Below are 21,405 nucleotides of genomic sequence, written 5' to 3' on the forward strand. Positions count from 1 at the left end.
CACACCTGTTCCCATGCCGAACACAGCAGTTAAGCTCTCTAGCGCCGATGGTAATTGGGGTGTTTCCCCTGTGAGAGTAGGACGCTGCCGGGCAATATTAAAGCCAAGGAGGAATATCTTCTTGGTTTTTTTGTGTTCAAAAAGATTTATTTCTTTACCTTTTTAAAGTCGTTAAAAGATTAAGATTTAACAATAAGCCAGCGTTTCTTTAGAAAATCACACATTATGTTGATCCGTTTCGCATTTTAGTTACGTTTGGTATAATAAAAAACATTATACTTTTTGATGAAAATTAAAGATAATTTTACAGTCATACGTTCGTTTATTAAAAATAAAATGACTATTATATTTATTTTTAGAGGAGAAAAAGATGTAAAAGAGAGGAGTGTAAAAAATGGAACAGTTATATGAGTTTTTGGGTCATGATTTTGATGTTATGCTCGTGAGAGTATTATTAGCAACTTTATTATGTGGACTCATTGGATTTGAAAGAGAGATTAAGAATCATTCGGCTGGTTTTCGTACGCATATATTAGTTGGTGTTGGATCCTGTTTAATGATGCTTTTATCTATTTACGGGTTTGAAGAATATATTACAAAGTTTGATACCATACGCTTTGACCCAGCTAGGATCCCTTCCTATGTCATTAGTGGAATAGGTTTCTTAGGTGCAGGGACTATTATGGTTCATGGTATGACAATTCGAGGACTAACAACAGCTGCCTCCATTTGGACAGTGGCTGGCATCGGATTAGTCATTGGAGCAGGTATGTATTCTTTAGCTATATTAGTGACAGTTGTTGTTTTACTAAGTTTAATATTCTTAAATTCCTGGGAAAGAATTTTTACAAGAGGTAAATCAGAAAACGTTCTCCATTTGATCGTAAGTAAGGATGTTCATATAGCTAAGGTTTTAAATATCTTTGATGAACACGCACTATTAATCAATCGTTTTGAAATAGAGAGTGAAAGCAAAGACCAACGTAATGTATATATTGAACTGGAAAAGAATCAGGAATTTAATCGAAATGATATTTTAGATGAAATCAGTAAGTTAGAGAATGTGACATATGTATATGAACGTTAAATTAAAGGCTTTTGTGCGAAAGGTGCATAAAGGCCTTTTAATTTTATGATTTTATATAATAGTGTTTTAAGCTTTTTGTTTTGCAACAAAATAAAAAGTGAGTATAATATAAATATAGTCAAAGATAGTCAAAGTCAAAAGGTAATCTTTGACGAGTAAAAATCGCTAATCTTTATGGCGAAAGACTATAAAGGGGGGTGGGCGATTGCGAAACATTTCCGATATCATTGAAGCATATTTAAAGCAAGTCATTCAATCAAGCAATAGTGATGTCATTGAAATTAAAAGAAGTGAAATTGCTAATCGTTTCGAATGTGTTCCATCTCAAATTAATTATGTGATTAACACGCGTTTTACTGTGGAAAAAGGATATATAGTTGAAAGTAAGCGTGGTGGTGGCGGCTACATACGTATTATGCGTATTAAGCCAAAGTCTAAGATTGAGCTGGTTGATGAAATATTATTGTTAAGTGGCGAGCATTTAACGCAGCAAGCTAGCTTAGATTATATTGAACGCTTATTAGAGGAGAACATCATAACGGAGCGTGAAGCTAGGTTAATGTCCAAAATTGTACATCGGGACATTTTATCGATTCCTTTACCGTTACGCGACCAACTTCGTGCAAAGATTTTTAAGGAGTTTTTAATGACGATTAAAATTCATAATTAATGGAGGGGTGGAAAAATGAAATGTCAACGTTGTCATGAAAATGAGGCGACAATTCATTATACCCAAGTAATTAATAGCGAGAAAACGGAAGTCCACCTATGTGAACAATGTGCAGAGCAGGAAGGGTATATGAATTTTAATGAAGATCATTTTTCAATTCATCAAATGTTAACTAATATGTTTCCTTTTGATCAAACGATGAACCATCAACAAAAGGTACAAACACAGGAATCGTTAAGATGTGATCGTTGTGGTACGACTTATCAGGAATTCCGACAACGTGGTAAATTCGGATGTAGTAAATGCTACCAAGCATTTGAATCATACTTAGATCCGATATTTAAACGCGTGCATGGTGGGAACACGAACCATGTCGGAAAAATTCCAAAGCGAATTGGAGGTAATTTGCATAAACAACGAGAATTAGATCAGTTGCAAGGGAAACTTAACCAACTTGTTCGAGATGAGGCATTTGAAGAAGCCGCACAAGTTAGAGATCAAATTCGTAAATTGAAAGAAGAGATCAATCAAGATAAGGGCGGTGAAGCATAATGACATTACAAAATTTTATTAATGATGCGCTAAGCCCTTGGTTAAATACAGAAGGAATCGATAATGACATTGTATTAAGCAGTCGTATTCGTTTAGCAAGGAATTTTGAACAGGTGCCGTTTCCAACTAGTGGGGATACGGCAGCTATGGAAAAAGTTTTACAATTTATAGATCAAGAATTTAATCAACAAACGTTTCAGGATTTTAAACAGTTTCAGCTCGTTAAGATGAGTGATTTAAAGCCAATTGAAAAACGTGGTTTGGTTGAAAAGCATTTAATCAGCCCAAACTTAGCTGAGAATGAACAAACAGGCGCTGTATTGATTTCAAAAAATGAGCAGGCTTCTGTCATGGTTAATGAGGAAGATCATTTAAGAATTCAACTTTATTTTCCCGGTTTCGAATTAACGAAGGCATTAGAAAAGGCCGAGCAACTTGATGATTGGTTTGAAAATCGTACACGTTATGCTTTTGATGAAAAAAGAGGTTATTTAACAAGCTGCCCAACTAACGTTGGAACGGGCCTTCGTGCATCCGTAATGATGCATTTGCCAGCCTTATCAATGACAAACCAAATGAACAATCTCATTCCGGAAATTAATAAGTTAGGTTTAGTCGTAAGAGGCATTTATGGTGAAGGTAGCGAGGCTTTAGGCCAGTTATATCAAGTCTCAAATCAAATGACCTTAGGAAAGTCAGAAGAGGATATTGTTGAAGATTTAAAAAGCGTTGTTAAACAAGTTATTGAAAGTGAACGGCGTGCACGTGAATGGATTATGGAACAGTTGGGTATACAGTTAGAAGATAGAATTTTTCGGTCTTATGGCATTTTAGCCAATAGTCGAGTCATACAATCCAAAGAAGCAGCAAAATGTCTATCTGATGTTCGTTTAGGGATTGATATGGGGATGATTAAAAATGTCCCTAAAACAATTTTAAATGAGTTAATGGTGTTAACTCAGCCAGCATTTTTACAACAATATGCGAAAAAACAATTAGCACCAAATGAACGTGATGTCTTTCGAGCAAATTTAATTAGAGAAAGACTTCAACTAGAACACTAATTAAAGGAGGTCATCCATATGATGTTTGGAAGATTTACTGAGCGAGCACAAAAAGTATTGGCTCTTTCACAGGAAGAGGCCATACGTTTAGGTCATAATAACATTGGAACAGAACATATTTTATTAGGTTTAGTAAAAGAGGGCGAAGGTATTGCCGCTAAAGCATTACAATCGCTTAATGTGACTGCTGATCAAATTCAACAAGAAGTTGAACAATTAATCGGAAGAGGAAATCATACGCCTCAGACGATTCATTATACACCACGCGCTAAAAAAGTAATTGAACTGTCCATGGATGAGGCTCGTAAGCTTAGCCATTCATATGTCGGTACTGAGCATATATTACTCGGACTAATCCGTGAAGGTGAAGGTGTCGCAGCGCGCGTCTTTAATAATTTAGGTGTAAGCCTTAATAAAGCGCGTCAACAAGTACTGCAATTACTTGGCAGTAATGAATCGACATCAAGTCAGCGTGGGCAAAAGCAAGCGAATAACGCACATACGCCTACATTAGATTCACTTGCCAGTGATTTAACAGCTGTGGCACGTGATGGTGGAATTGACCCAGTCATCGGTCGAAGTAAAGAAATTGAGCGTGTTATTCAAGTGTTAAGCCGTCGTCGCAAAAACAACCCAGTTCTAATTGGTGAACCAGGGGTCGGTAAAACGGCGATTGCTGAAGGGTTAGCACAGCAAATCGTTAATAATGAAATACCAGAGATTTTACGTGATAAACGCGTGATGACATTAGATATGGGTACTGTTGTTGCAGGTACAAAATATCGTGGTGAGTTTGAAGATCGCTTGAAAAAAGTGATGGAAGAAATCCGTCAAGCGCGTAATATTATATTATTTATCGACGAGCTACACACCTTAATCGGTGCGGGTGGTGCTGAAGGTGCTATTGACGCATCCAATATTTTAAAACCAGCTTTAGCACGTGGTGACCTGCAATGTATCGGTGCAACAACGCTTGACGAATATCGAAAATATATTGAAAAGGATGCAGCACTTGAACGTCGTTTCCAACCGATTCAAGTTGATGAACCAACACCAGAAGAGTCAGTCAAAATTTTAACAGGGTTACGTGATCGCTATGAGGCGCACCACCGTGTTACGATTTCTGATGAATCCATTGAAAGTGCTGTTAGATTATCTGACCGTTATATTACGGATCGTTTCTTACCGGATAAAGCGATTGACTTAATCGATGAAGCGGGATCACGTGTCCGCTTACGTAATTATACAGCACCGCCTAATCTAAAAGAATTAGAACAAAAGCTTGATGAAGTGAAAAAAGAAAAAGATGCAGCCGTTCAAAGCCAAGAATTTGAAACAGCCGCTTCATTACGTGATAAAGAACAGAAATTAAAAGATGAGCTTGAAAAAACAAAAGATCAATGGAAAGAAAAACAAGGTCAAGAAAGCTCAGAAGTCACGATTGATGATATTACAAACGTTGTCTCTACCTGGACGGGTGTACCAGTTTCTAAGCTTGCTAAAGATGAGACCGAGCGTTTGTTAAACTTAGAAGAAAAGCTGCATGATCGTGTTATTGGGCAAGAAGAAGCAGTTAATGCGGTTTCTAAAGCAATTCGCCGAGCACGTGCTGGACTAAAAGATCCGAAGCGACCAATTGGTTCTTTCATCTTCTTAGGCCCTACGGGTGTTGGTAAAACCGAGTTGGCACGCGCCTTAGCTGATTCAATGTTTGGTGATGAAGATGCGATGATTCGCATTGACATGTCCGAATATATGGAAAAACACTCGACTTCCCGTCTTGTAGGTTCACCTCCAGGATATGTTGGCTATGACGAAGGGGGTCAGCTAACAGAAAAAGTTCGTACAAAACCTTATTCCGTTATCCTATTAGATGAAATTGAGAAAGCCCATCCTGAGGTCTTTAATATTCTATTACAAGTGCTTGAAGACGGACGTCTAACAGATGCTAAAGGTAGAGTTGTTGACTTCCGGAATACGGTTTTAATCATGACATCCAACGTTGGCGCTCATGAATTACGTCGTCAAAAATATGTCGGTTTTAGCTTGGATGATGATCAAAAGGATTATTCTCAAATGAAATCTAAAATTATGGAGGAATTAAGAAAGGCATTCCGTCCTGAATTCTTAAACCGTCTTGACGAAACAATTGTGTTCCACTCTCTTGAGGAAAAACACATTCAGGAGATTGTTCGTCTCATGATTAAACAACTTCAAGATCGCTTAGAAGATAATGAAATCTCATTTACGTTAACGGAAAAAGTGATTGAAAAAATCGCAAATGAAGGTATGGACTTAGAGTATGGTGCTCGTCCATTACGCCGTTCTATTCAAAAAAATGTAGAAGATTTCTTGTCAGAAGAAGTATTAAAAGGTAATTTAAAAACAGGGCAAACTGTAGAAATTGATGTCAATGACGACGGTGACTTCTATACTACTTCTGTAAAACAATTAGAAACATCTTAAGGTTATAAACTCAAGCAGTCGGTAGAAGTTTTCCGACTGCTTTATTTTTTTTACATAGGTTGTTTTCAAAAAGATTGTTGTTTCTAAAAGATAATATTGATGGATTAGCCCTCAACAAGCAGTAGAAGTACACGGAGACTCCTGGTCGGCTAAAACTGGCACGTCCTGCGCCTGCGGTTACTCGGCGCAAACTTACGCAAGGTTGTAACGCAAGTAGCATTTGTGACGTCATCGACACTAGTACTTCCTGTACGTCGGCCTGTGGTATACGCCACGTCCTGTGGCACCACCGGCACTAGTACTTCCTGTACGTCGGAGGCTGAAGCGTTGTCCGCGGCAAAGAAGACACTACGAATGCGAACCAAAGTGAGCAGGAGTAGATGTCGCACTTGTGCCGTTTAGGGTGAAAGCGAAGTGTATTTCTACTGCGATTGTTATAGCAAAAAACTTGCGAAAACAGATTTACATAAGATAAAAGAAAGGGAGAAGAAACAAATGGCTAAAACAAAGGTCGTATATTTTTGTCAAGAATGCGGTTATGAATCACCAAAATGGATGGGTAAATGTCCAGCCTGCCAACAGTGGAATACTATGGTTGAGGAAAAAATCCGCCCAGCGAAGTCGAATAAGAATTCATTAGGTTCTGTTACTACTAACCGGAAAAAAAAGCCAAGCTCCATCAATAAAATCACATCTCAGGAGGAAAAGCGAATAACAACGAGCATGGAAGAGTTTAATCGTGTATTAGGTGGTGGTATTGTCCCAGGATCACTTGTTTTAATCGGAGGAGATCCGGGTATAGGTAAATCAACTTTGCTATTGCAAGTTTCATCACAATTGGCTACAAAACAACTAGAAGTTTTATATATTTCCGGTGAGGAATCCGAAAAGCAAACTAAGCTTAGAGCAGATCGTTTAGATATTGGTGATGATCAATTATACATCATGTCTGAAACCAATATCGATGACATAATTGATGCTGTAGAAGAAATGGATCCTTCATTTGTGGTGATTGACTCCATTCAAACGGTATATCACGAGGCCGTCACATCTGCGCCTGGTTCTGTTTCACAGGTTCGAGAATGTACAGGCACATTAATGAAATTGGCTAAGACGAAGGGCATTCCTATTTTTATTGTTGGACATGTTACCAAAGAAGGCGCTATAGCTGGACCACGACTACTTGAGCATATGGTGGATACCGTTTTATATTTTGAAGGCGAACGTCACCATACCTTCCGAATTGTTCGAAGTGTTAAAAACCGATTTGGAAGCACACATGAAATGGGTATTTTTGAAATGAAAGAAATGGGACTCGTTGAAGTCAGTAATCCGTCTGAAATATTTTTGGAAGAACGTTCTCAAGGTGTAGCGGGATCAACTGTGGTCGCTTCCATGGAAGGAACACGGCCAATGTTAGTAGAAATACAAGCGTTAATCTCGCCTACCCAATTTGGTAATTCGCGCCGGATGGCAACGGGTCTTGATCATAATCGTGTACCGTTACTCATGGCCGTTTTAGAAAAGCGAGCAGGTTTACTCTTACAAAATCAGGATGCCTATGTCAAAGTCGCTGGTGGTGTCAAACTTGATGAACCAGCCATTGACTTAGCAGTAGCGATAAGTATCGCCTCAAGCTTCCGAGATCAAGCGACACGACCTGATGATGTATTTATCGGAGAAGTAGGCTTAACTGGGGAAGTTAGGCGTGTATCTCGTATCGATCAGCGTGTCCTAGAGGCGAGTAAATTAGGATTTAAGCGTATCGTTATACCGAGTAATAATCTAGGCGGCTTCCAGGCGCCGGATGGTGTAGAGTTAGTCGGTGTTGAATCCGTACAGGACGCATTAAAGGTTGCATTGGAATGAAGTGTGTCTATTTTATGAATAATTAAAATTATTATTATTTGTAATACAATTGACATATAAATGGTATAGTGTTAAACTAATTGATTATTTATTTTGACGAGCATAAACACCCATGTTAAAATTTAGTAAGATATTATTTTCAAAAGTTATGGACGAAAGGAAATTTGGTAAAAATAGTTTTAGGAGGTGATAAAGTTTGATTAAAAGAATTTTACAATTTATTTTTATAATTGCTGGTGGAACGATTGGGTACCTATACTTTCCTAAGCTCTTAGATATATGGAATATTGGAAATCCTGAATGGTTATATCCATATTTGGGAATGACGTTAGGTGCAATTATACTTTATATTCTTTCGTTATGGATAGCCGATTATATTGTTGATTTTCTGAAGATGACAGAGGAAAAACTAGTAAAAGCACCAGTTGCTGATTTATTATTTGGAAGTTTAGGACTTATTGTTGGGCTCATTATGGCTTATTTAGTTAATATTTATTTACAAGATACGAGATTACCGGTTGTATCAGATGTTTTACCTATTTTTGTGGTCGTGATTCTCTCTTATCTTGGTTTTCAGGTTGGCTTTAAACGTCGGAATGAATTTATTAATCTTATGACGATGTCAAAAAAAGAAGCCAAAATGAAAGAGGAAAAAGAAAATGTGACGGAGTCTTCATTAAAACCTAAAATCCTCGATACAAGTGTTATTATAGATGGGCGTATTGCGGATATTTGTGATACGAAGTTTTTAGAGGGCACCATTGTTATTCCGCATTTTGTTTTAGAGGAATTACAACATATTGCCGATTCGTCAGATGTATTAAAGCGTAACCGTGGTCGTAGAGGGTTAGATATTTTGAATCGGCTACAGAAGGATTCCTTTGTCGATGTACAGATTTATGAAGGTGACTTTGAAGACATTCATGAGGTCGATAGTAAGCTGGTAAAATTAACGAAATTGTTGGACGGTGTACTTGTTACGAATGATTATAATTTGAATAAGGTTTCGGAATTTCAAAATGTCACAGTTTTAAATATTAACGATTTAGCAAATGCAGTTAAACCAATTGTTTTACCGGGTGAAGAAATGGGCGTTCAGGTTATTAAGGCAGGTAAAGAAGAAAAACAAGGTGTTGCATATTTAGATGATGGTACGATGATTGTCGTTGAAGAGGGTAAAGGCTTCATCGGTGACACGATTGATGTCATCGTAACAAGTGTTTTACAAACATCGGCAGGACGGATGATATTTGCAAAACCTAAAGCGTTAGAAAAAGCACAATAATGATTCAAAGAAAAGGGTTGACGCTAACCATTTGTTAGATTAAAAATAAATTGGTGCGTGTCAGCCCTTTACTTTTATAATAAAACGAAACAATATAAAGCTTAAGGTTGATTTGAGGAGGAAATGATGTCAGCATACCAAGTGATTGTACTAGCCGCTGGTCAAGGTCGGCGGATGAAGGCGGGGAAAAATAAACAACTGCTTAAAATTGGTCATCAAACATTAATTGAACATACATTACAAGTGTTTGAAAATGATGATTGGTGTCAATCCATTTACATCGTGGTTCATCCTGATGAGATGGAATGGATGGAGCGAGTTATAGCTAAGCAACCTTATAAGAAAATTAAACCATTCGTAAAAGGTGGTAAGGAACGCCAGGATAGTGTTCGAAATGGTGTGAAAGAAATAGACAAAGAATTAATTACATTCGTTCATGACGGAGCGCGTCCTTTTGTTACAATAGATGAACTGCATCGTTTATATGAAGTGACGGAAGAGCATGGTGCAGCCTTTTTAGGTATACCTGTAACAGATACCATTAAAAAGGTAGAAGATGACGGAACAATTCATACGCTCAACCGTGATAAGTTAGTTGCTGCACAGACGCCACAAGCTTTTACGTATGACTTGATCAAACAAGCACATGATTATGCTGAAGCACATCAGTTATATGCGACAGATGATGTGGCGTTATTGGAGTATCTCGATCAATCAGCAGTTGTAGTAAAAGGTCATGATGAAAATTTTAAAATAACGAATCCAGAGGATATACAAAAGGCAGAAAATATGCTACAAATAAATAGGTCAAAGCAGTTAAAGGAGGAGCTTTCGTTGTTTCGAGTAGGACAAGGGTTTGATGTACATCAGCTTGTAGAAGGAAGACCGTGTATTATAGGTGGGGTTGAAATCCCTCATAAAAAGGGATTACTCGGTCATTCGGATGCAGATGTCTTATTACATACGATTGCGGATGCAGCATTAGGAGCTATAGGTGAAGGAGATATTGGAAAGCACTTTCCAGACACGGATCCAGCTTTTAAAGATTTGGATTCAAAGAAATTATTAAGTGAAGTATGGGAAAAAGTTGAAGGTGAAGGCTATGAATTAGGTAATGTCGATTGTACAATCATAGCACAAGCACCTAAGATGTCTCCGTATATTGGTGACATGCGACAAACCATCGCTAAGCTTCTTAAGGCTCAAGAAACTAGTGTGAATGTCAAAGCTACGACGACGGAAACGTTAGGATTTCCTGGGCGAAAAGAAGGCATCGCCGCACAAGCAAACATTTTATTACAACGAAAGCGTTGATTTGTGTACAATAATAGACGGGTTAGGAAGAACGGAAAGGAGTAAAAGATTATGACTGAGCAAAATGTGCGTGTACGTTATGCTCCGAGCCCAACAGGCCATTTGCATATCGGAAATGCCAGAACAGCACTTTTTAACTACTTATTTGCAAGAAGTACGAATGGTAAGTTTATCATCCGTATTGAAGATACAGATCAAAAGCGTAATGTAGAAGGTGGAGACATTGGCCAGTTAACCTATTTGAAGTGGTTAGGCATTGACTGGGATGAAAGTATCGATGTTGGCGGTGATTATGGACCGTACCGTCAAATGGAGCGTTTAGATATTTATAAGAAATATGTCGATGAACTCATGGACCGAGGGTTGGCATATAAATGCTACATGACGGAGGAAGAACTTGAAGCAGAACGCGAAGAGCAACGAGAAAAAGGTCAAGTTCCAAAGTATTCTGGAGCCCATCGTGATTTAACCGAGGAGCAAATCAAACAATTTGAAGCGGAAGGGCGTAAACCGAGTATTCGCTTCCGTGTACCAGTTAATGAAACCTATGTATTCCATGATATCGTTAAAGGCAAAATCACTTTCGAATCTAGTGATTTTGGAGATTGGGTCATTTTGAAAAAAGATGGTACACCGACGTATAACTTTGCTGTTGCGGTTGACGATCACTTAATGAAAATCACGCACGTCTTACGTGGTGAAGATCATATTTCTAACACACCTAAACAAATGATGATTTATCGTGCATTTGATTGGGAAGTACCAACATTTGCGCATATGACTTTAATTGTTAATGAGGAACGTAAAAAGTTAAGTAAACGTGATGAATCAATTATTCAATTCATCGAACAATATAAAGACCTAGGTTACTTACCTGAAGCATTATTTAACTTTATTACACTATTAGGTTGGTCGCCAAAAGGTGAAGAAGAATTGTTTACGAGAGAAGAATTTACTGAAATCTTTGACCCAGAGCGTCTATCGACGTCACCAGCTGTATTTGATGCTCATAAGCTGAAGTGGATGAACAATCAATATATTAAATCAAGCTCACTTGAACGGGTGATTGATTTAGCTCTACCTCACCTCATCGAAGCGGGTAAAGTCGATGAAAATGTTTCAGGTGAAGATCGTGAATGGGTTGAAGAGCTAATCGCCCTGTATAAGGATCAACTAAACTACGGTGCTGAAATCGTCGAACTGACTGAATTGTTCTTTAAAGAAGATATTGATTATGGCGAAGGTGAAATGGACGTTTTAAACCAGGAGCATGTGCCAAATATGCTAAGCCATTTCCAAATTGAAATCGGTCAAATGGAGGAGTTTACACCTGAAAATATCAAAGCAGCCATTAAAGCAACACAGAAAACGACAGGCAATAAAGGTAAAAAACTATTTATGCCGATTCGTGTGGCTGTTACAGGGCAACAGCATGGCCCAGAATTACCGAATGCGATTCATCTATTAGGGCAACGTACAGTCATGAATCGGTTAAATAAAATTGTCGGCGAGTTAAAATCCTCGTAACATATTTCATTTATCGTATATAATAGCAATATAATTAGATTTAAAACGTTGATGAGGAAGAAGTAAAAAGCTTGACCTAATCACAGAGAAAGCTGTTGTGCTGAGAGCAGCTTTTAGGTAGGTTTTTGAAATGCGCCTCTGAGTCTTCACCAGAAGAATAGTATGGTGAAGCGGGTTGTTCCCGTTAAGAACATGAAGTGAGGGGTATGTAGCCCCTAAACAGAGTGGAACCGCGCCATCAAGCGTCTCTGTCTAAGTGATTAGGCAGAGACGCTTTTTTTTTATATAATGGTTGTTTTCGCAAAGTGTTGCTATAACCACCGCAGTTGAAATACACTTCGCTTTCCGCGGTCAACGCTTCAGCCTCCTCGTGAGCTATCGCTCACTGTGGGGGGGCTTCAGCTGTTGCTTTTCCCGCTGGAGTCTTCGTGTATTTCAACTGCTTGTAGGATCTATTCCATACCAAATTATCTATAAAAACAACAATCTTTTAGAAAACAACCTTTATAATAGCGGAAACTTCCTTCAGGATCATAATATATTAACAAAAATCATGATGGAAGGGGGATTTAGATTCATGATTAAATTTTTAAAATTACTCAAAGAAGACGTTGATGTGGTGTTCGGTCAAGACCCAGCTGCGCGGAACCGTTTTGAAGTTATGCTGACTTATTCAGGTGTTCATGCTGTATGGGCTCACCGTATCGCACACGCTTTTCATAAACGTAAACTTTATTTTATCGCAAGAGTCATTTCACAAGTCAGTCGGTTTTTCACCGGGATTGAAATTCACCCAGGTGCGAAAATCGGAAAACGCTTTTTCATTGACCATGGAATGGGTGTTGTCGTTGGTGAGACGTGTGAAATAGGTGATAATGTGACGATTTATCAAGGTGTTACATTAGGTGGAACAGGTAAGGAAAAAGGTAAGCGTCACCCAACTGTTCAAGATAATGTCCTAGTGGCTGCGGGAGCAAAAGTGCTCGGTTCGATCACAATTGGTGAGTGGGCAAAGGTCGGTGCTGGTTCGGTTGTACTAAAAGATGTTCCAGATCACTCGACGGTTGTTGGGATACCTGGACGCGTCGTCGTACAAAACGGCGTTAAGGTTAAAAAGGATTTAAATCACCATAAGTTACCTGACCCAGTCGCTGATAAATGTGACCGTCTTGAAGAACAAATTGTCGCCTTACAGAAAGAATTGGAGATGATGAAAGGAGTGCAGGGGAAAGATGACAATCAAGCTTTATAATACGCTAACTCGCCAGAAGGAAACGTTCCAAACGATTGAAGAAGGAAAAATCAAAATGTATGTCTGCGGACCAACTGTATACAATTATATTCATGTTGGGAATGCGCGACCCGCCATAGTATTTGATACGGTGCGTCGATATTTAGAGTACAGTGGGTATGATGTTGAATACGTATTAAACTTTACAGATGTAGATGATAAATTAATTAAAGCATCTAACGAAATGAAAGAAGAAGTGCCGGTGCTTGCAGATCGTTTTATTAAGGCCTATAAAGAAGATGTGGCTAAATTAAATGTGCGTGAAGCTGTTCATCATCCACGTGTAACGGAATCGATGGATGATATTATCGCTTTTATTGAAACATTAATTGAAAAAGATGTCGCGTATGAAGCGGATGGAGACGTTTATTTCCATACACGTTCGTTTGATGAATATGGTAAGCTATCTCATCAATCGATTGATGAACTGCGATCTGGCGCACGAATTCAAGTTGGTGAAAAGAAGGATGATCCATTAGATTTTGCTTTATGGAAGCAAGCTAAACCTGGAGAAATTGCATGGGATAGTCCGTGGGGTAAAGGTCGACCTGGCTGGCATATTGAATGCTCTGCTATGGCTAGGAAGTATTTAGGCGGAACTATTGATATTCATGCCGGTGGCCAGGATTTAACCTTTCCACACCATGAAAATGAAATCGCTCAATCTGAGTGCCATAATGAACAAACGTTTGCGAATTACTGGCTTCATAATGGATATATTCAAATCAATAACGAGAAAATGTCAAAATCACTTGGGAATTTTATTTTAGTGCATGAGTTAGTTGAAAAGCATGATCCTAATGTCGTTCGTTTCTTTATGTTAAGTGTTCACTACCGTAATCCCATTAACTTTAGTGATGAACTACTAGCCGAAGCTAAAAATAGTTTTGATCGCTTGAAAACAGCCTATCAAAACTTACAACATCGGAAAACGGCAAGCCTTAATCTAACGAATGATGATGCTGAATGGCATGACATGTTAGCCGACCTAAAACAGCGCTTTATCCATAACATGAATGATGATTTTAATACGGCTAACGCTATTTCAGTCATGTTTGAATTAGCGAAGGAAGCCAATCGATATACCCAGCAAAAACAAACATCAACGGGAGTTATTAATCGGTTCTCGGAATTATTTGATGAAATGTCAACCGTATTAGGATTCTCCTTACAATCGGTTGAACTATTAGATGAGGATATTGAACACTTAATTGAAGAACGTATTCAAGCTCGGAAGGACCGAAATTTCAAGCGTGCAGATGAAATCCGTGATGAATTAAAAGCTAAAGGTATTATTTTAGAAGATACGCCACAAGGAACGAGATGGAAAAGAGCATGACACGTACAAATGATGTTAAACAAATGAAAAGTTTAGCCCTCGCTTATATGGGGGATGCTGTCTATGAAAAATATATTCGTGAATATTTGATCCAAAAAGGTGAGGTCAAACCGCAAATACTACACAGTCAGGCTGTGTCATTTGTCTCAGCGGATGCTCAAGCCCATGTTTTATCAAATTGGCTTGATGATGATCTACTAACAACTGAAGAGCAATCGGTTGTTAGAAGAGGCAGAAATGCCAAGTCAAATATCCCGAAAAATACGGATGGTCAGACCTACCGTTTAAGCACAGCATTTGAAGCACTACTTGGCTTTTTATATTTAAAAGAAGATATGGATCGTTTAGATTACTTGGTAACCCAGGCGATACAAGATTTAGAAGAAAGGAGTTAGTGTGATGTCGGAAGATTGGATTACGGGGAAAAACCCAGTTATTGAAGCGCTGAAGTCAAAACGCCCAATCAATAAAATACTTATTTTAGAATCCATGGAACAGCGCGTACAGTCCCCCATTGTAAAATTGGCTAAGCAGAATAAAGTGTTGATTCAAAAAGTCCCCAAACGTAAACTAGACCAACTTGGAGAACATCATCAAGGCGTAGTGGCATCTGTAGCAGCTTATACTTATGCAACAATTGACGACCTCTTTGCCAAAGCAAAAAAACAAGAAGAGGATCCTTTCTTTATATTATTAGATGAATTAGAAGACCCGCGTAATCTTGGATCAATCATGCGAACAGCAGATGCAGTTGGTGCTCATGGTATTATTATTCCTAAACGAAGGTCTGTACAGCTAACACAAACAGTTGCAAAAGCATCAACTGGTGCTATTGAGTATGTTCCGGTTGTTCGGGTAACAAACATGAATCAAACCATTGAACGCCTAAAGGATGAAGGGGTTTGGATTGTGGGAACGGATGCTAAAGGAGAACATGATTACCGTGAAATAGACTTTGATATGCCCTTAGCATTAGTGGTCGGTAGCGAAGGGAAAGGCATCAGTCGATTAGTTTTAAAGAACTGCGATTGGCTGGTCAACCTACCAATGCGTGGTTCCGTAACGTCATTGAACGCCTCTGTGTCTGCTAGCTTAATGATGTATGAAGTTTACCGTAACCGTTTTCCGATAAGGTGATTATCAATGATTGTGCTGATTGTGGATGGATATAATATGATTGGAGATTGGCCGGAGTTACAAGGGTTAAAAGATTACCGATTGGAGGAAGCTAGAAACCGATTAATTGAAATGTTAGCTGAATACCAAGCCTATACAGGTTATCGGGTCATCATTGTGTTTGATGCTTATGGGGTTAAAGGAACAGAGAAAAAAGGCACGAAACATCGAGTTGAGGTTATTTTTACAAAGGAAAATGAAACAGCAGATGAACGTATTGAAAAGCTTGTTAACGAGGTTAAAAACGTCAAGACAAAGGTGTATGTTGCTACTTCCGACTTTACAGAGCAGTGGACAATCTTTTCTAAAGGTGCGCTCAGAAAATCAGCGCGAGAGCTTTTGTTAGATGTAAGAGAAATTGAAAATGATATCCAAAATGATGTTAAAACACATCAAGTTTTACAGCCAAAATCCAAGATACCTTTAAGTGAAGATGTGCTAAAAGCATTCGAGAAATGGCGTCGTGGAGGAGAGTAACTGATTACCAGTTGACTGAAAATTCACAATTCCTGTATAATGACTGTATATTTATGGTTTATCAGCTTGGAGGGATCGGATGTGGACAGCGTTGGTAAGAGGAAGAAGCAGGACTGGCAAGAATTAGACGATGAATCCATCGTTAAGTATGTACATGAAGGAGACATCCAAGCGCTCGATTATCTCATTAATAAATATCGAAGCTTTGTTCGAGCGAAAGCACGTACATATTTTCTCATTGGTGCAGATCGTGAAGATATCGTTCAAGAAGGCATGATTGGGTTGTACAAGGCTATTCGAGACTTCCAATCTGAAAAGCTATCGTCTTTTAAAGCTTTTGCCGAATTATGTGTCACGAGGCAAATCATTACAGCAATCAAAACCGCAACAAGACAGAAACATATTCCTCTTAATTCTTACGTTTCGTTGGACAAGCCGATTTACGACGAAGAATCAGATCGAACGTTATTAGATGTGATTGCTGAACATGAAACTTCAGACCCTGAGAAGCTCCTTATCAATCGTGAGAAATTTGTAGATATGGAAGATAAAATGGACGAATTACTTAGTGAATTAGAGCGTGAGGTATTGCACTTATATTTAGATGGACAATCTTATCAAGAAATCTCGCTTCAATTGAATCGGCATGTTAAATCGATTGATAACGCTTTACAAAGGGTTAAAAGAAAGCTTGAGAGGCATCTATCAGTTAGCGAGCTCACCTATTAATTGCCATTGACACGCTTTTTTTAACATGGTACATTATTGAAAGTGATAAATGAAGGAAGAGGTCTGTCATGCGCAAAAAAGTGGTGCTAGCATGTACGGTTTGTAATGGACGAAATTATACAACCGAAAAGAAGCAACTAAGCTCAGAACGAATCGAAGTGAAGAAATATTGCAAACGATGTGCCCAGCACACGCTACATCGTGAAACGAAATAGATGATTGCTCTGGTGTTTAAGGGGGACATGCAGTGATAAAATTTTTAAAAGATGTTAGACGAGAAATGCAGAAAGTTAGTTGGCCAAAAAGCAATGAGCTAACTCGATATACAGTTATCGTATTATTGACAGTCATTTTCGTAGCGGTCTATTTTACCGTGGTTGATTTAGGTATAACACAACTACTAGAACTGTTGTAATTTATCTTTTGATTATATAAAATAAAATTGTGATATAATAAAAAAGGAGAAAAAACCCGCATTTGCCGGGTTTTTTAATTTATCCAAAAAACGGAACGCCTGCTTTAAATTTGAAATCTAGGAGGGAAGGTTAAAAACCTATCATAATGGAGAAGAATTGGTATGTCGTGCACACGTACTCGGGTTATGAAAATAAAGTTAGACTAAACCTTGAGAAACGTATTGAATCAATGGGAATGGAAGATAAAATTTTCCGTGTTATTGTCCCTGAAGAAGAAGAAACAGAAATTAAAAACGGCAAAAGAAAAACATCTATGAAAAAAGTTTTTCCTGGTTATGTCATAACGGAAATGATTATGACGGATGACTCTTGGTTCGTTGTTCGCAATACACCAGGTGTTACAGGATTTGTAGGTTCGTCTGGTTCTGGATCTAAGCCAACTCCGTTATTACCTGATGAAGCTGAACGAATCTTGAAGCGTATGGGTGTTAAAGATGAGGTTCAGGACTTTGACTTTGAAGTTAAAGAATCTGTCAGCGTAACGGATGGGCCATTTGCTAACTTTACCGGTACGATTGAAAATATTGATATGGATAAACAGAAGGTTAAAGTCCATGTTAATATGTTCGGTCGAGAAACACCGGTTGAATTAGACTTCACCCAGATAGAAAAGTTGTAAAATACACTTGCATTTCTTAGCAGATATATGCTAGAATTTTTTATGTTTCTTATGGTCTGAATAAGATTCATCATGAAATGTTGAGTGGGAGGGGAGTAGTTCCCCAATTACCACATCACGGACTTTAAGGAGGTGTGTCTCGTGGCTAAAAAAGCAGTTGATATAGTTAAACTTCAAATCCCTGCAGGTAAGGCGAACCCAGCACCACCAGTTGGTCCTGCATTAGGTCAAGCTGGTATTAACATCATGGGATTCTGTAAAGAATTTAACGCCAAAACACAAGATCAAGCAGGTACAATTATTCCGGTTGAAATTACGGTTTATGAAGACCGTTCATTTACATTCGTAACCAAAACCCCACCTGCTGCAGTGTTACTTAAACAAGCAGCTGGTATTGAATCAGGTTCCGGTGAGCCAAACCGTAATAAGGTGGCTACGGTTAAACGTGATAAAGTACGTGAAATCGCAGAAACTAAAATGCCTGATTTAAACGCTGCTGATGTTGATGCAGCAATGCGTATGGTTGAAGGTACTGCACGTAGCATGGGTATTAACGTCGAAGACTAATCCTAGCTACATTTATATTGCGAATGTAGGTTGCGATTTAATCGCAACCTTTATTACGCGTAGAGGCGAACTCGTCGTAGTGTATGAAGATATCATTAGCATAATCATGACAACTACGCCTCTGTCTTCGCCTAAAGACTCGCTATATTGCGAGTGTTCTTTAGAGTGGGAGGTCAATCCGTTAAAACCACAATGAGGAGGATTTACAATGGCAAAGAAAGGTAAAAATTATCAAGAAGCTTTAAAACTAATCGATCGTTCTAAAGCTTATGGTATTAGTGAAGCAGTTGAAGTTATGAAAAAAGCTTCAACAGCAAAATTTGATGAAACAGTAGAAGCTGCTTTTCGTCTAGGTGTAGACCCTAAAAAAGCAGATCAACAAATTCGTGGAGCAATGGTTTTACCACACGGTACAGGTAAAACACAACGCGTTTTAGTTTTTGCAAAAGGGGATAAAGCTAAAGAAGCTGAAGAAGCGGGAGCAGACTACGTAGGTGATGAAGAATACATCAACAAAATCAACCAAGGTTGGTTCGAATTTGATGTTGTAGTTGCTACTCCAGACATGATGGCTCAGGTAGGTAAACTAGGTCGTGTGTTAGGACCTAAAGGTTTAATGCCTAACCCTAAAACTGGTACAGTAACATTTGAAGTTGAAAAAGCTGTCCAGGAAATTAAAGCGGGTAAAGTAGAATACCGTGTTGATAAAGCCGGAAACATTCATGTTCCAATTGGTAAAGTTTCGTTTGATGATCAAAAATTAGTAGAAAACTTTGACGCGATTACCGAAACTTTAGTTAAAGCTAAACCACAATCATCAAAAGGTACTTATATGAGAAACGTATCTGTTTCTTCTACGATGGGACCTGGAATTAAAGTTGATGTTTCATCTTATATGTAATTTATAAAAAGGTTGACAAACAACTATCCATTTTATATAATTACGTTTGTTGAAAATAAAATGACTAACGAAATACCGTAGACAGCAGGAGCAGAAATGCTTAAACCTTTCCTGCCGAGGTGTGCTAAATACGAATGAATCGTACTACTGTGTGCGATGATGAATATTTATGCCTCCATGTCTACATGGAGGCATTTTTTAATAGGTATGCACAGCGCGGTATGATCGGGATCAACCAACGACTAGGAGGTGGAACAATGAGCAATGTACTTGAACTGAAAAAACAACAAGTAGACGAAATTGCACAAAAACTAGAAAACAGTAAAACAACAGTTCTTGTAGACTATCGCGGTCTTAATGTGGATGAAGTAACTGAACTTCGTCAACAATTACGTGAAGCAGGTGTTGACTTTAAAGTTTATAAAAACACCATGACACGCTTCGCAACAGAGAAAGCAGGTTTTGAAGGATTAAACGAATTACTAGTCGGTCCTACAGCTATCGCTTTCTGTGAAGAGGATGCAGTTGCTCCAGCAAAAGTAATAGGTAATTTTGCTAAAGAGCACGACGCTCTAGAAATTAAAGGTGGCGTCATTGAAGGTGAAATTGCAACGCTTGAACAAGTTAAGGAACTTGCAGAACTACCTTCATACGAAGGACTTGTTTCTATGCTACTAAGCGTATTACAAGCACCAGTTCGCGACTTTGCATATGTTACACAAGCAGTTGCGGATCAAAAAGAAGAAGAAGGCGCGTAAAACAGCGTCATAGTCGGATACAAAAAATTAATGAGGAGGATATTATCATGACTAAAGAACAAATTATTGATGCGATTAAAGAAATGTCTGTATTAGAATTAAATGATTTAGTAAAAGCTATTGAGGAAGAGTTCGGCGTAACAGCTGCTGCTCCAGTTGCGGCTGCAGGTGCTGCTGCAGGTGGCGAGGCTGCTGAAGAAAAATCTGAATTTGATGTTGTACTTGAAGATGCAGGAGATTCTAAGATTAAAGTTGTTAAAGCCGTTCGCGAAATCACTGGCCTTGGCTTAAAAGATGCAAAAGAATTAGTTGATGGCGCACCAGAAACAATCAAAGAAGGTGTTGCTAAAGAAGAAGCAGAAGAAATGAAAGAAAAACTAGAAGAAGTTGGCGCGAAAATCGAATTAAAATAAAATCATAAAGCTCGCTGTTGTTCAGCGAGCTTATGTTTCTTTAGGAATGTGAAAACACAGGCTTTAAACCCAATATGATTGAAACCTTTGTTTTCCAGTCCACTTTCCACATCATTCTTCCCTTTGAAGAGGTGGCTTAAATGAGCGATCATTATTATTCACAAAAACCTACTAGTAAAAGTAACCCTTCACATTTTCGAGAAGCAATCAATTCCATCACACTAGATTTCCACACAGATGAAGGTGTATTTTCAAAAAAGCAAGTTGATTACGGAACTAGAGCATTGTTAAACAACTTTAAACAACCAGAAACATTAGGAGATATACTTGATGTCGGATGTGGTTATGGTCCTATCGGATTAACATTAGCTAAAATGTATCCTAAATGCCATATAGTTATGATTGATGTGAATGAGAGGGCTATAAGATTAGCAAAAGAAAACCAAACCGTAAATAGGGTACCAAATGTAGATGTAGTACAAAGTGATGGGTTGAAACAAATACGTGGTCGTCAGTTTGCAACGGTTATTACTAATCCACCATTTAGGGCGGGTAAAGCACTAGTACACCAAATCGTGGAAGATAGCTATGATGTATTGGTTCATGAAGGTGAGTTTTGGGTAGTTGTTCAGAAGAAACAAGGTGCCCCTTCTTTAAAAGAAAAAATTAAAAAAGTGTTTGGGAATGTGGATGTCATTAAACGTGATAAAGGTTATTTTATTTTGCGTGGTAAAAAGTTTGACTCGGGTATACCCGTGTGATAATATTAAAAAATGCCAATATATACGTTAACTTGTCAAGGACTTTTTAACAATTTTTATAAAA

General features: G+C 38.3%; 23 protein-coding genes, 1 rRNA gene and 2 other annotated features. All 24 genes read left to right on the top strand.

What is annotated here, in order from left to right; translation table 11 throughout:
• Window positions 1-93, top strand: a 5S ribosomal RNA gene (rrf, locus tag BLP77_RS13600); the annotation flags it as partial.
• Between the two features lie 301 nt (window positions 94-394).
• Window positions 395-1,087, top strand: coding sequence for an MgtC/SapB family protein (locus tag BLP77_RS13605; RefSeq protein WP_093857676.1), 693 nt, complete (start codon window positions 395-397; stop codon window positions 1,085-1,087).
• A 205-nt stretch (window positions 1,088-1,292) separates the two neighbouring features.
• Window positions 1,293-1,757 (top strand): CtsR family transcriptional regulator, encoded by a 465-nt coding sequence (locus BLP77_RS13610; RefSeq protein WP_093857677.1) that lies wholly within the window; start codon window positions 1,293-1,295, stop codon window positions 1,755-1,757.
• 15 nt (window positions 1,758-1,772) lie between these two features.
• Complete coding sequence (gene mcsA / locus BLP77_RS13615; RefSeq protein ID WP_093857678.1) at window positions 1,773-2,309, top strand: protein-arginine kinase activator protein McsA; 537 nt, start codon at window positions 1,773-1,775, stop codon at window positions 2,307-2,309.
• A complete protein-coding gene (mcsB, locus tag BLP77_RS13620) occupies window positions 2,309-3,373 on the top strand; it encodes a protein-arginine kinase McsB (RefSeq protein ID WP_093857679.1) in 1,065 nt (354 codons plus the stop codon). The genes mcsA and mcsB overlap by 1 nt, the downstream gene beginning before the upstream one ends.
• An 18-nt stretch (window positions 3,374-3,391) precedes the next feature.
• Window positions 3,392-5,839, top strand: coding sequence for an ATP-dependent protease ATP-binding subunit ClpC (gene clpC, locus BLP77_RS13625; RefSeq protein ID WP_093857680.1), 2,448 nt, complete (start codon window positions 3,392-3,394; stop codon window positions 5,837-5,839).
• A 495-nt stretch (window positions 5,840-6,334) separates the two neighbouring features.
• Window positions 6,335-7,708, top strand: coding sequence for a DNA repair protein RadA (radA, locus tag BLP77_RS13630; protein ID WP_093857681.1), 1,374 nt, complete (start codon window positions 6,335-6,337; stop codon window positions 7,706-7,708).
• Between the two features lie 196 nt (window positions 7,709-7,904).
• Complete coding sequence (locus BLP77_RS13635; protein WP_093857682.1) at window positions 7,905-8,993, top strand: PIN/TRAM domain-containing protein; 1,089 nt, start codon at window positions 7,905-7,907, stop codon at window positions 8,991-8,993.
• Window positions 8,994-9,119: 126 nt separating this feature from the next.
• A complete protein-coding gene (ispF, locus tag BLP77_RS16200) occupies window positions 9,120-10,307 on the top strand; it encodes a 2-C-methyl-D-erythritol 2,4-cyclodiphosphate synthase (protein ID WP_093857683.1) in 1,188 nt (395 codons plus the stop codon).
• Window positions 10,308-10,358: 51 nt separating this feature from the next.
• Window positions 10,359-11,834, top strand: coding sequence for a glutamate--tRNA ligase (gene gltX / locus BLP77_RS13645; RefSeq protein WP_093857684.1), 1,476 nt, complete (start codon window positions 10,359-10,361; stop codon window positions 11,832-11,834).
• Between the two features lie 39 nt (window positions 11,835-11,873).
• Window positions 11,874-12,087: a binding site (T-box leader), on the top strand.
• Between the two features lie 324 nt (window positions 12,088-12,411).
• A complete protein-coding gene (cysE, locus tag BLP77_RS13650) occupies window positions 12,412-13,086 on the top strand; it encodes a serine O-acetyltransferase (protein WP_093857685.1) in 675 nt (224 codons plus the stop codon).
• Window positions 13,067-14,464 carry a cysteine--tRNA ligase gene (gene cysS / locus BLP77_RS13655; protein ID WP_093857686.1) on the top strand — a complete coding sequence of 466 codons (1,398 nt, stop codon included), beginning with the start codon at window positions 13,067-13,069 and terminating at the stop codon, window positions 14,462-14,464. Before cysE ends, cysS begins: the two co-directional genes overlap by 20 nt.
• A complete protein-coding gene (locus BLP77_RS13660) occupies window positions 14,461-14,859 on the top strand; it encodes a Mini-ribonuclease 3 (protein WP_093857687.1) in 399 nt (132 codons plus the stop codon). The genes cysS and BLP77_RS13660 overlap by 4 nt, the downstream gene beginning before the upstream one ends.
• Window positions 14,860-14,863: 4 nt before the next feature.
• A complete protein-coding gene (gene rlmB / locus BLP77_RS13665) occupies window positions 14,864-15,601 on the top strand; it encodes a 23S rRNA (guanosine(2251)-2'-O)-methyltransferase RlmB (protein ID WP_093857688.1) in 738 nt (245 codons plus the stop codon).
• A gap of 6 nt (window positions 15,602-15,607) precedes the next feature.
• A complete protein-coding gene (locus BLP77_RS13670; protein WP_093857689.1) occupies window positions 15,608-16,117 on the top strand; it encodes an NYN domain-containing protein in 510 nt (169 codons plus the stop codon).
• Between the two features lie 81 nt (window positions 16,118-16,198).
• On the top strand, window positions 16,199-16,846 hold the full coding sequence (sigH, locus tag BLP77_RS13675) for an RNA polymerase sporulation sigma factor SigH (RefSeq protein ID WP_371859605.1): 648 nt from the start codon (window positions 16,199-16,201) through the stop codon (window positions 16,844-16,846).
• A 68-nt stretch (window positions 16,847-16,914) separates the two neighbouring features.
• Complete coding sequence (rpmG, locus tag BLP77_RS13680; RefSeq protein WP_093857691.1) at window positions 16,915-17,061, top strand: 50S ribosomal protein L33; 147 nt, start codon at window positions 16,915-16,917, stop codon at window positions 17,059-17,061.
• Window positions 17,062-17,093: 32 nt separating this feature from the next.
• Window positions 17,094-17,261 (top strand): preprotein translocase subunit SecE, encoded by a 168-nt coding sequence (gene secE / locus BLP77_RS13685; protein ID WP_093857692.1) that lies wholly within the window; start codon window positions 17,094-17,096, stop codon window positions 17,259-17,261.
• A gap of 146 nt (window positions 17,262-17,407) precedes the next feature.
• Complete coding sequence (gene nusG / locus BLP77_RS13690; protein WP_093857693.1) at window positions 17,408-17,941, top strand: transcription termination/antitermination protein NusG; 534 nt, start codon at window positions 17,408-17,410, stop codon at window positions 17,939-17,941.
• Between the two features lie 141 nt (window positions 17,942-18,082).
• Complete coding sequence (gene rplK, locus BLP77_RS13695) at window positions 18,083-18,508, top strand: 50S ribosomal protein L11 (protein WP_093857694.1); 426 nt, start codon at window positions 18,083-18,085, stop codon at window positions 18,506-18,508.
• A 208-nt stretch (window positions 18,509-18,716) separates the two neighbouring features.
• The gene (rplA, locus tag BLP77_RS13700) at window positions 18,717-19,409 is read left to right on the top strand and encodes a 50S ribosomal protein L1 (protein ID WP_093857695.1); all 693 of its coding nucleotides are present in this window, start codon (window positions 18,717-18,719) and stop codon (window positions 19,407-19,409) included.
• 57 nt (window positions 19,410-19,466) lie between these two features.
• Window positions 19,467-19,618: a sequence feature (ribosomal protein L10 leader region), on the top strand.
• Window positions 19,619-19,666: 48 nt separating this feature from the next.
• On the top strand, window positions 19,667-20,167 hold the full coding sequence (gene rplJ, locus BLP77_RS13705; protein WP_093857696.1) for a 50S ribosomal protein L10: 501 nt from the start codon (window positions 19,667-19,669) through the stop codon (window positions 20,165-20,167).
• Between the two features lie 47 nt (window positions 20,168-20,214).
• Window positions 20,215-20,580, top strand: a complete 366-nt coding sequence (rplL, locus tag BLP77_RS13710) for a 50S ribosomal protein L7/L12 (protein ID WP_093857697.1) — start codon at window positions 20,215-20,217, stop codon at window positions 20,578-20,580.
• 140 nt (window positions 20,581-20,720) lie between these two features.
• A complete protein-coding gene (locus BLP77_RS13715; RefSeq protein WP_093857698.1) occupies window positions 20,721-21,341 on the top strand; it encodes a class I SAM-dependent methyltransferase in 621 nt (206 codons plus the stop codon).
• Window positions 21,342-21,405: the final 64 nt, after the last annotated feature.

This window comes from Tenuibacillus multivorans, assembly GCF_900103915.1.
Classification (GTDB): Bacteria; Bacillota; Bacilli; order Bacillales; family Alkalibacillaceae; genus Tenuibacillus; species Tenuibacillus multivorans.

Excerpts from the sequence above, each read along its gene's own strand:
- mcsB (WP_093857679.1), top strand. The coding sequence starts at position 2,309 with ATGACATTACAAAATTTTATTAATGATGCGCTAAGCCCTTGGTTAAAT.
- mcsA (WP_093857678.1), top strand. The coding sequence starts at position 1,773 with ATGAAATGTCAACGTTGTCATGAAAATGAGGCGACAATTCATTATACC.
- cysS (WP_093857686.1), top strand. The coding sequence starts at position 13,067 with ATGACAATCAAGCTTTATAATACGCTAACTCGCCAGAAGGAAACGTTC.
- cysE (WP_093857685.1), top strand. The coding sequence starts at position 12,412 with ATGATTAAATTTTTAAAATTACTCAAAGAAGACGTTGATGTGGTGTTC.
- BLP77_RS13715 (WP_093857698.1), top strand. The coding sequence starts at position 20,721 with ATGAGCGATCATTATTATTCACAAAAACCTACTAGTAAAAGTAACCCT.
- BLP77_RS13670 (WP_093857689.1), top strand. The coding sequence starts at position 15,608 with ATGATTGTGCTGATTGTGGATGGATATAATATGATTGGAGATTGGCCG.
- rpmG (WP_093857691.1), top strand. The coding sequence starts at position 16,915 with ATGCGCAAAAAAGTGGTGCTAGCATGTACGGTTTGTAATGGACGAAAT.
- clpC (WP_093857680.1), top strand. The coding sequence starts at position 3,392 with ATGATGTTTGGAAGATTTACTGAGCGAGCACAAAAAGTATTGGCTCTT.
- BLP77_RS13605 (WP_093857676.1), top strand. The coding sequence starts at position 395 with ATGGAACAGTTATATGAGTTTTTGGGTCATGATTTTGATGTTATGCTC.
- nusG (WP_093857693.1), top strand. The coding sequence starts at position 17,408 with ATGGAGAAGAATTGGTATGTCGTGCACACGTACTCGGGTTATGAAAAT.
- rlmB (WP_093857688.1), top strand. The coding sequence starts at position 14,864 with ATGTCGGAAGATTGGATTACGGGGAAAAACCCAGTTATTGAAGCGCTG.
- radA (WP_093857681.1), top strand. The coding sequence starts at position 6,335 with ATGGCTAAAACAAAGGTCGTATATTTTTGTCAAGAATGCGGTTATGAA.
- rplJ (WP_093857696.1), top strand. The coding sequence starts at position 19,667 with ATGAGCAATGTACTTGAACTGAAAAAACAACAAGTAGACGAAATTGCA.
- gltX (WP_093857684.1), top strand. The coding sequence starts at position 10,359 with ATGACTGAGCAAAATGTGCGTGTACGTTATGCTCCGAGCCCAACAGGC.
- rplL (WP_093857697.1), top strand. The coding sequence starts at position 20,215 with ATGACTAAAGAACAAATTATTGATGCGATTAAAGAAATGTCTGTATTA.
- BLP77_RS13660 (WP_093857687.1), top strand. The coding sequence starts at position 14,461 with ATGACACGTACAAATGATGTTAAACAAATGAAAAGTTTAGCCCTCGCT.
- rplA (WP_093857695.1), top strand. The coding sequence starts at position 18,717 with ATGGCAAAGAAAGGTAAAAATTATCAAGAAGCTTTAAAACTAATCGAT.
- ispF (WP_093857683.1), top strand. The coding sequence starts at position 9,120 with ATGTCAGCATACCAAGTGATTGTACTAGCCGCTGGTCAAGGTCGGCGG.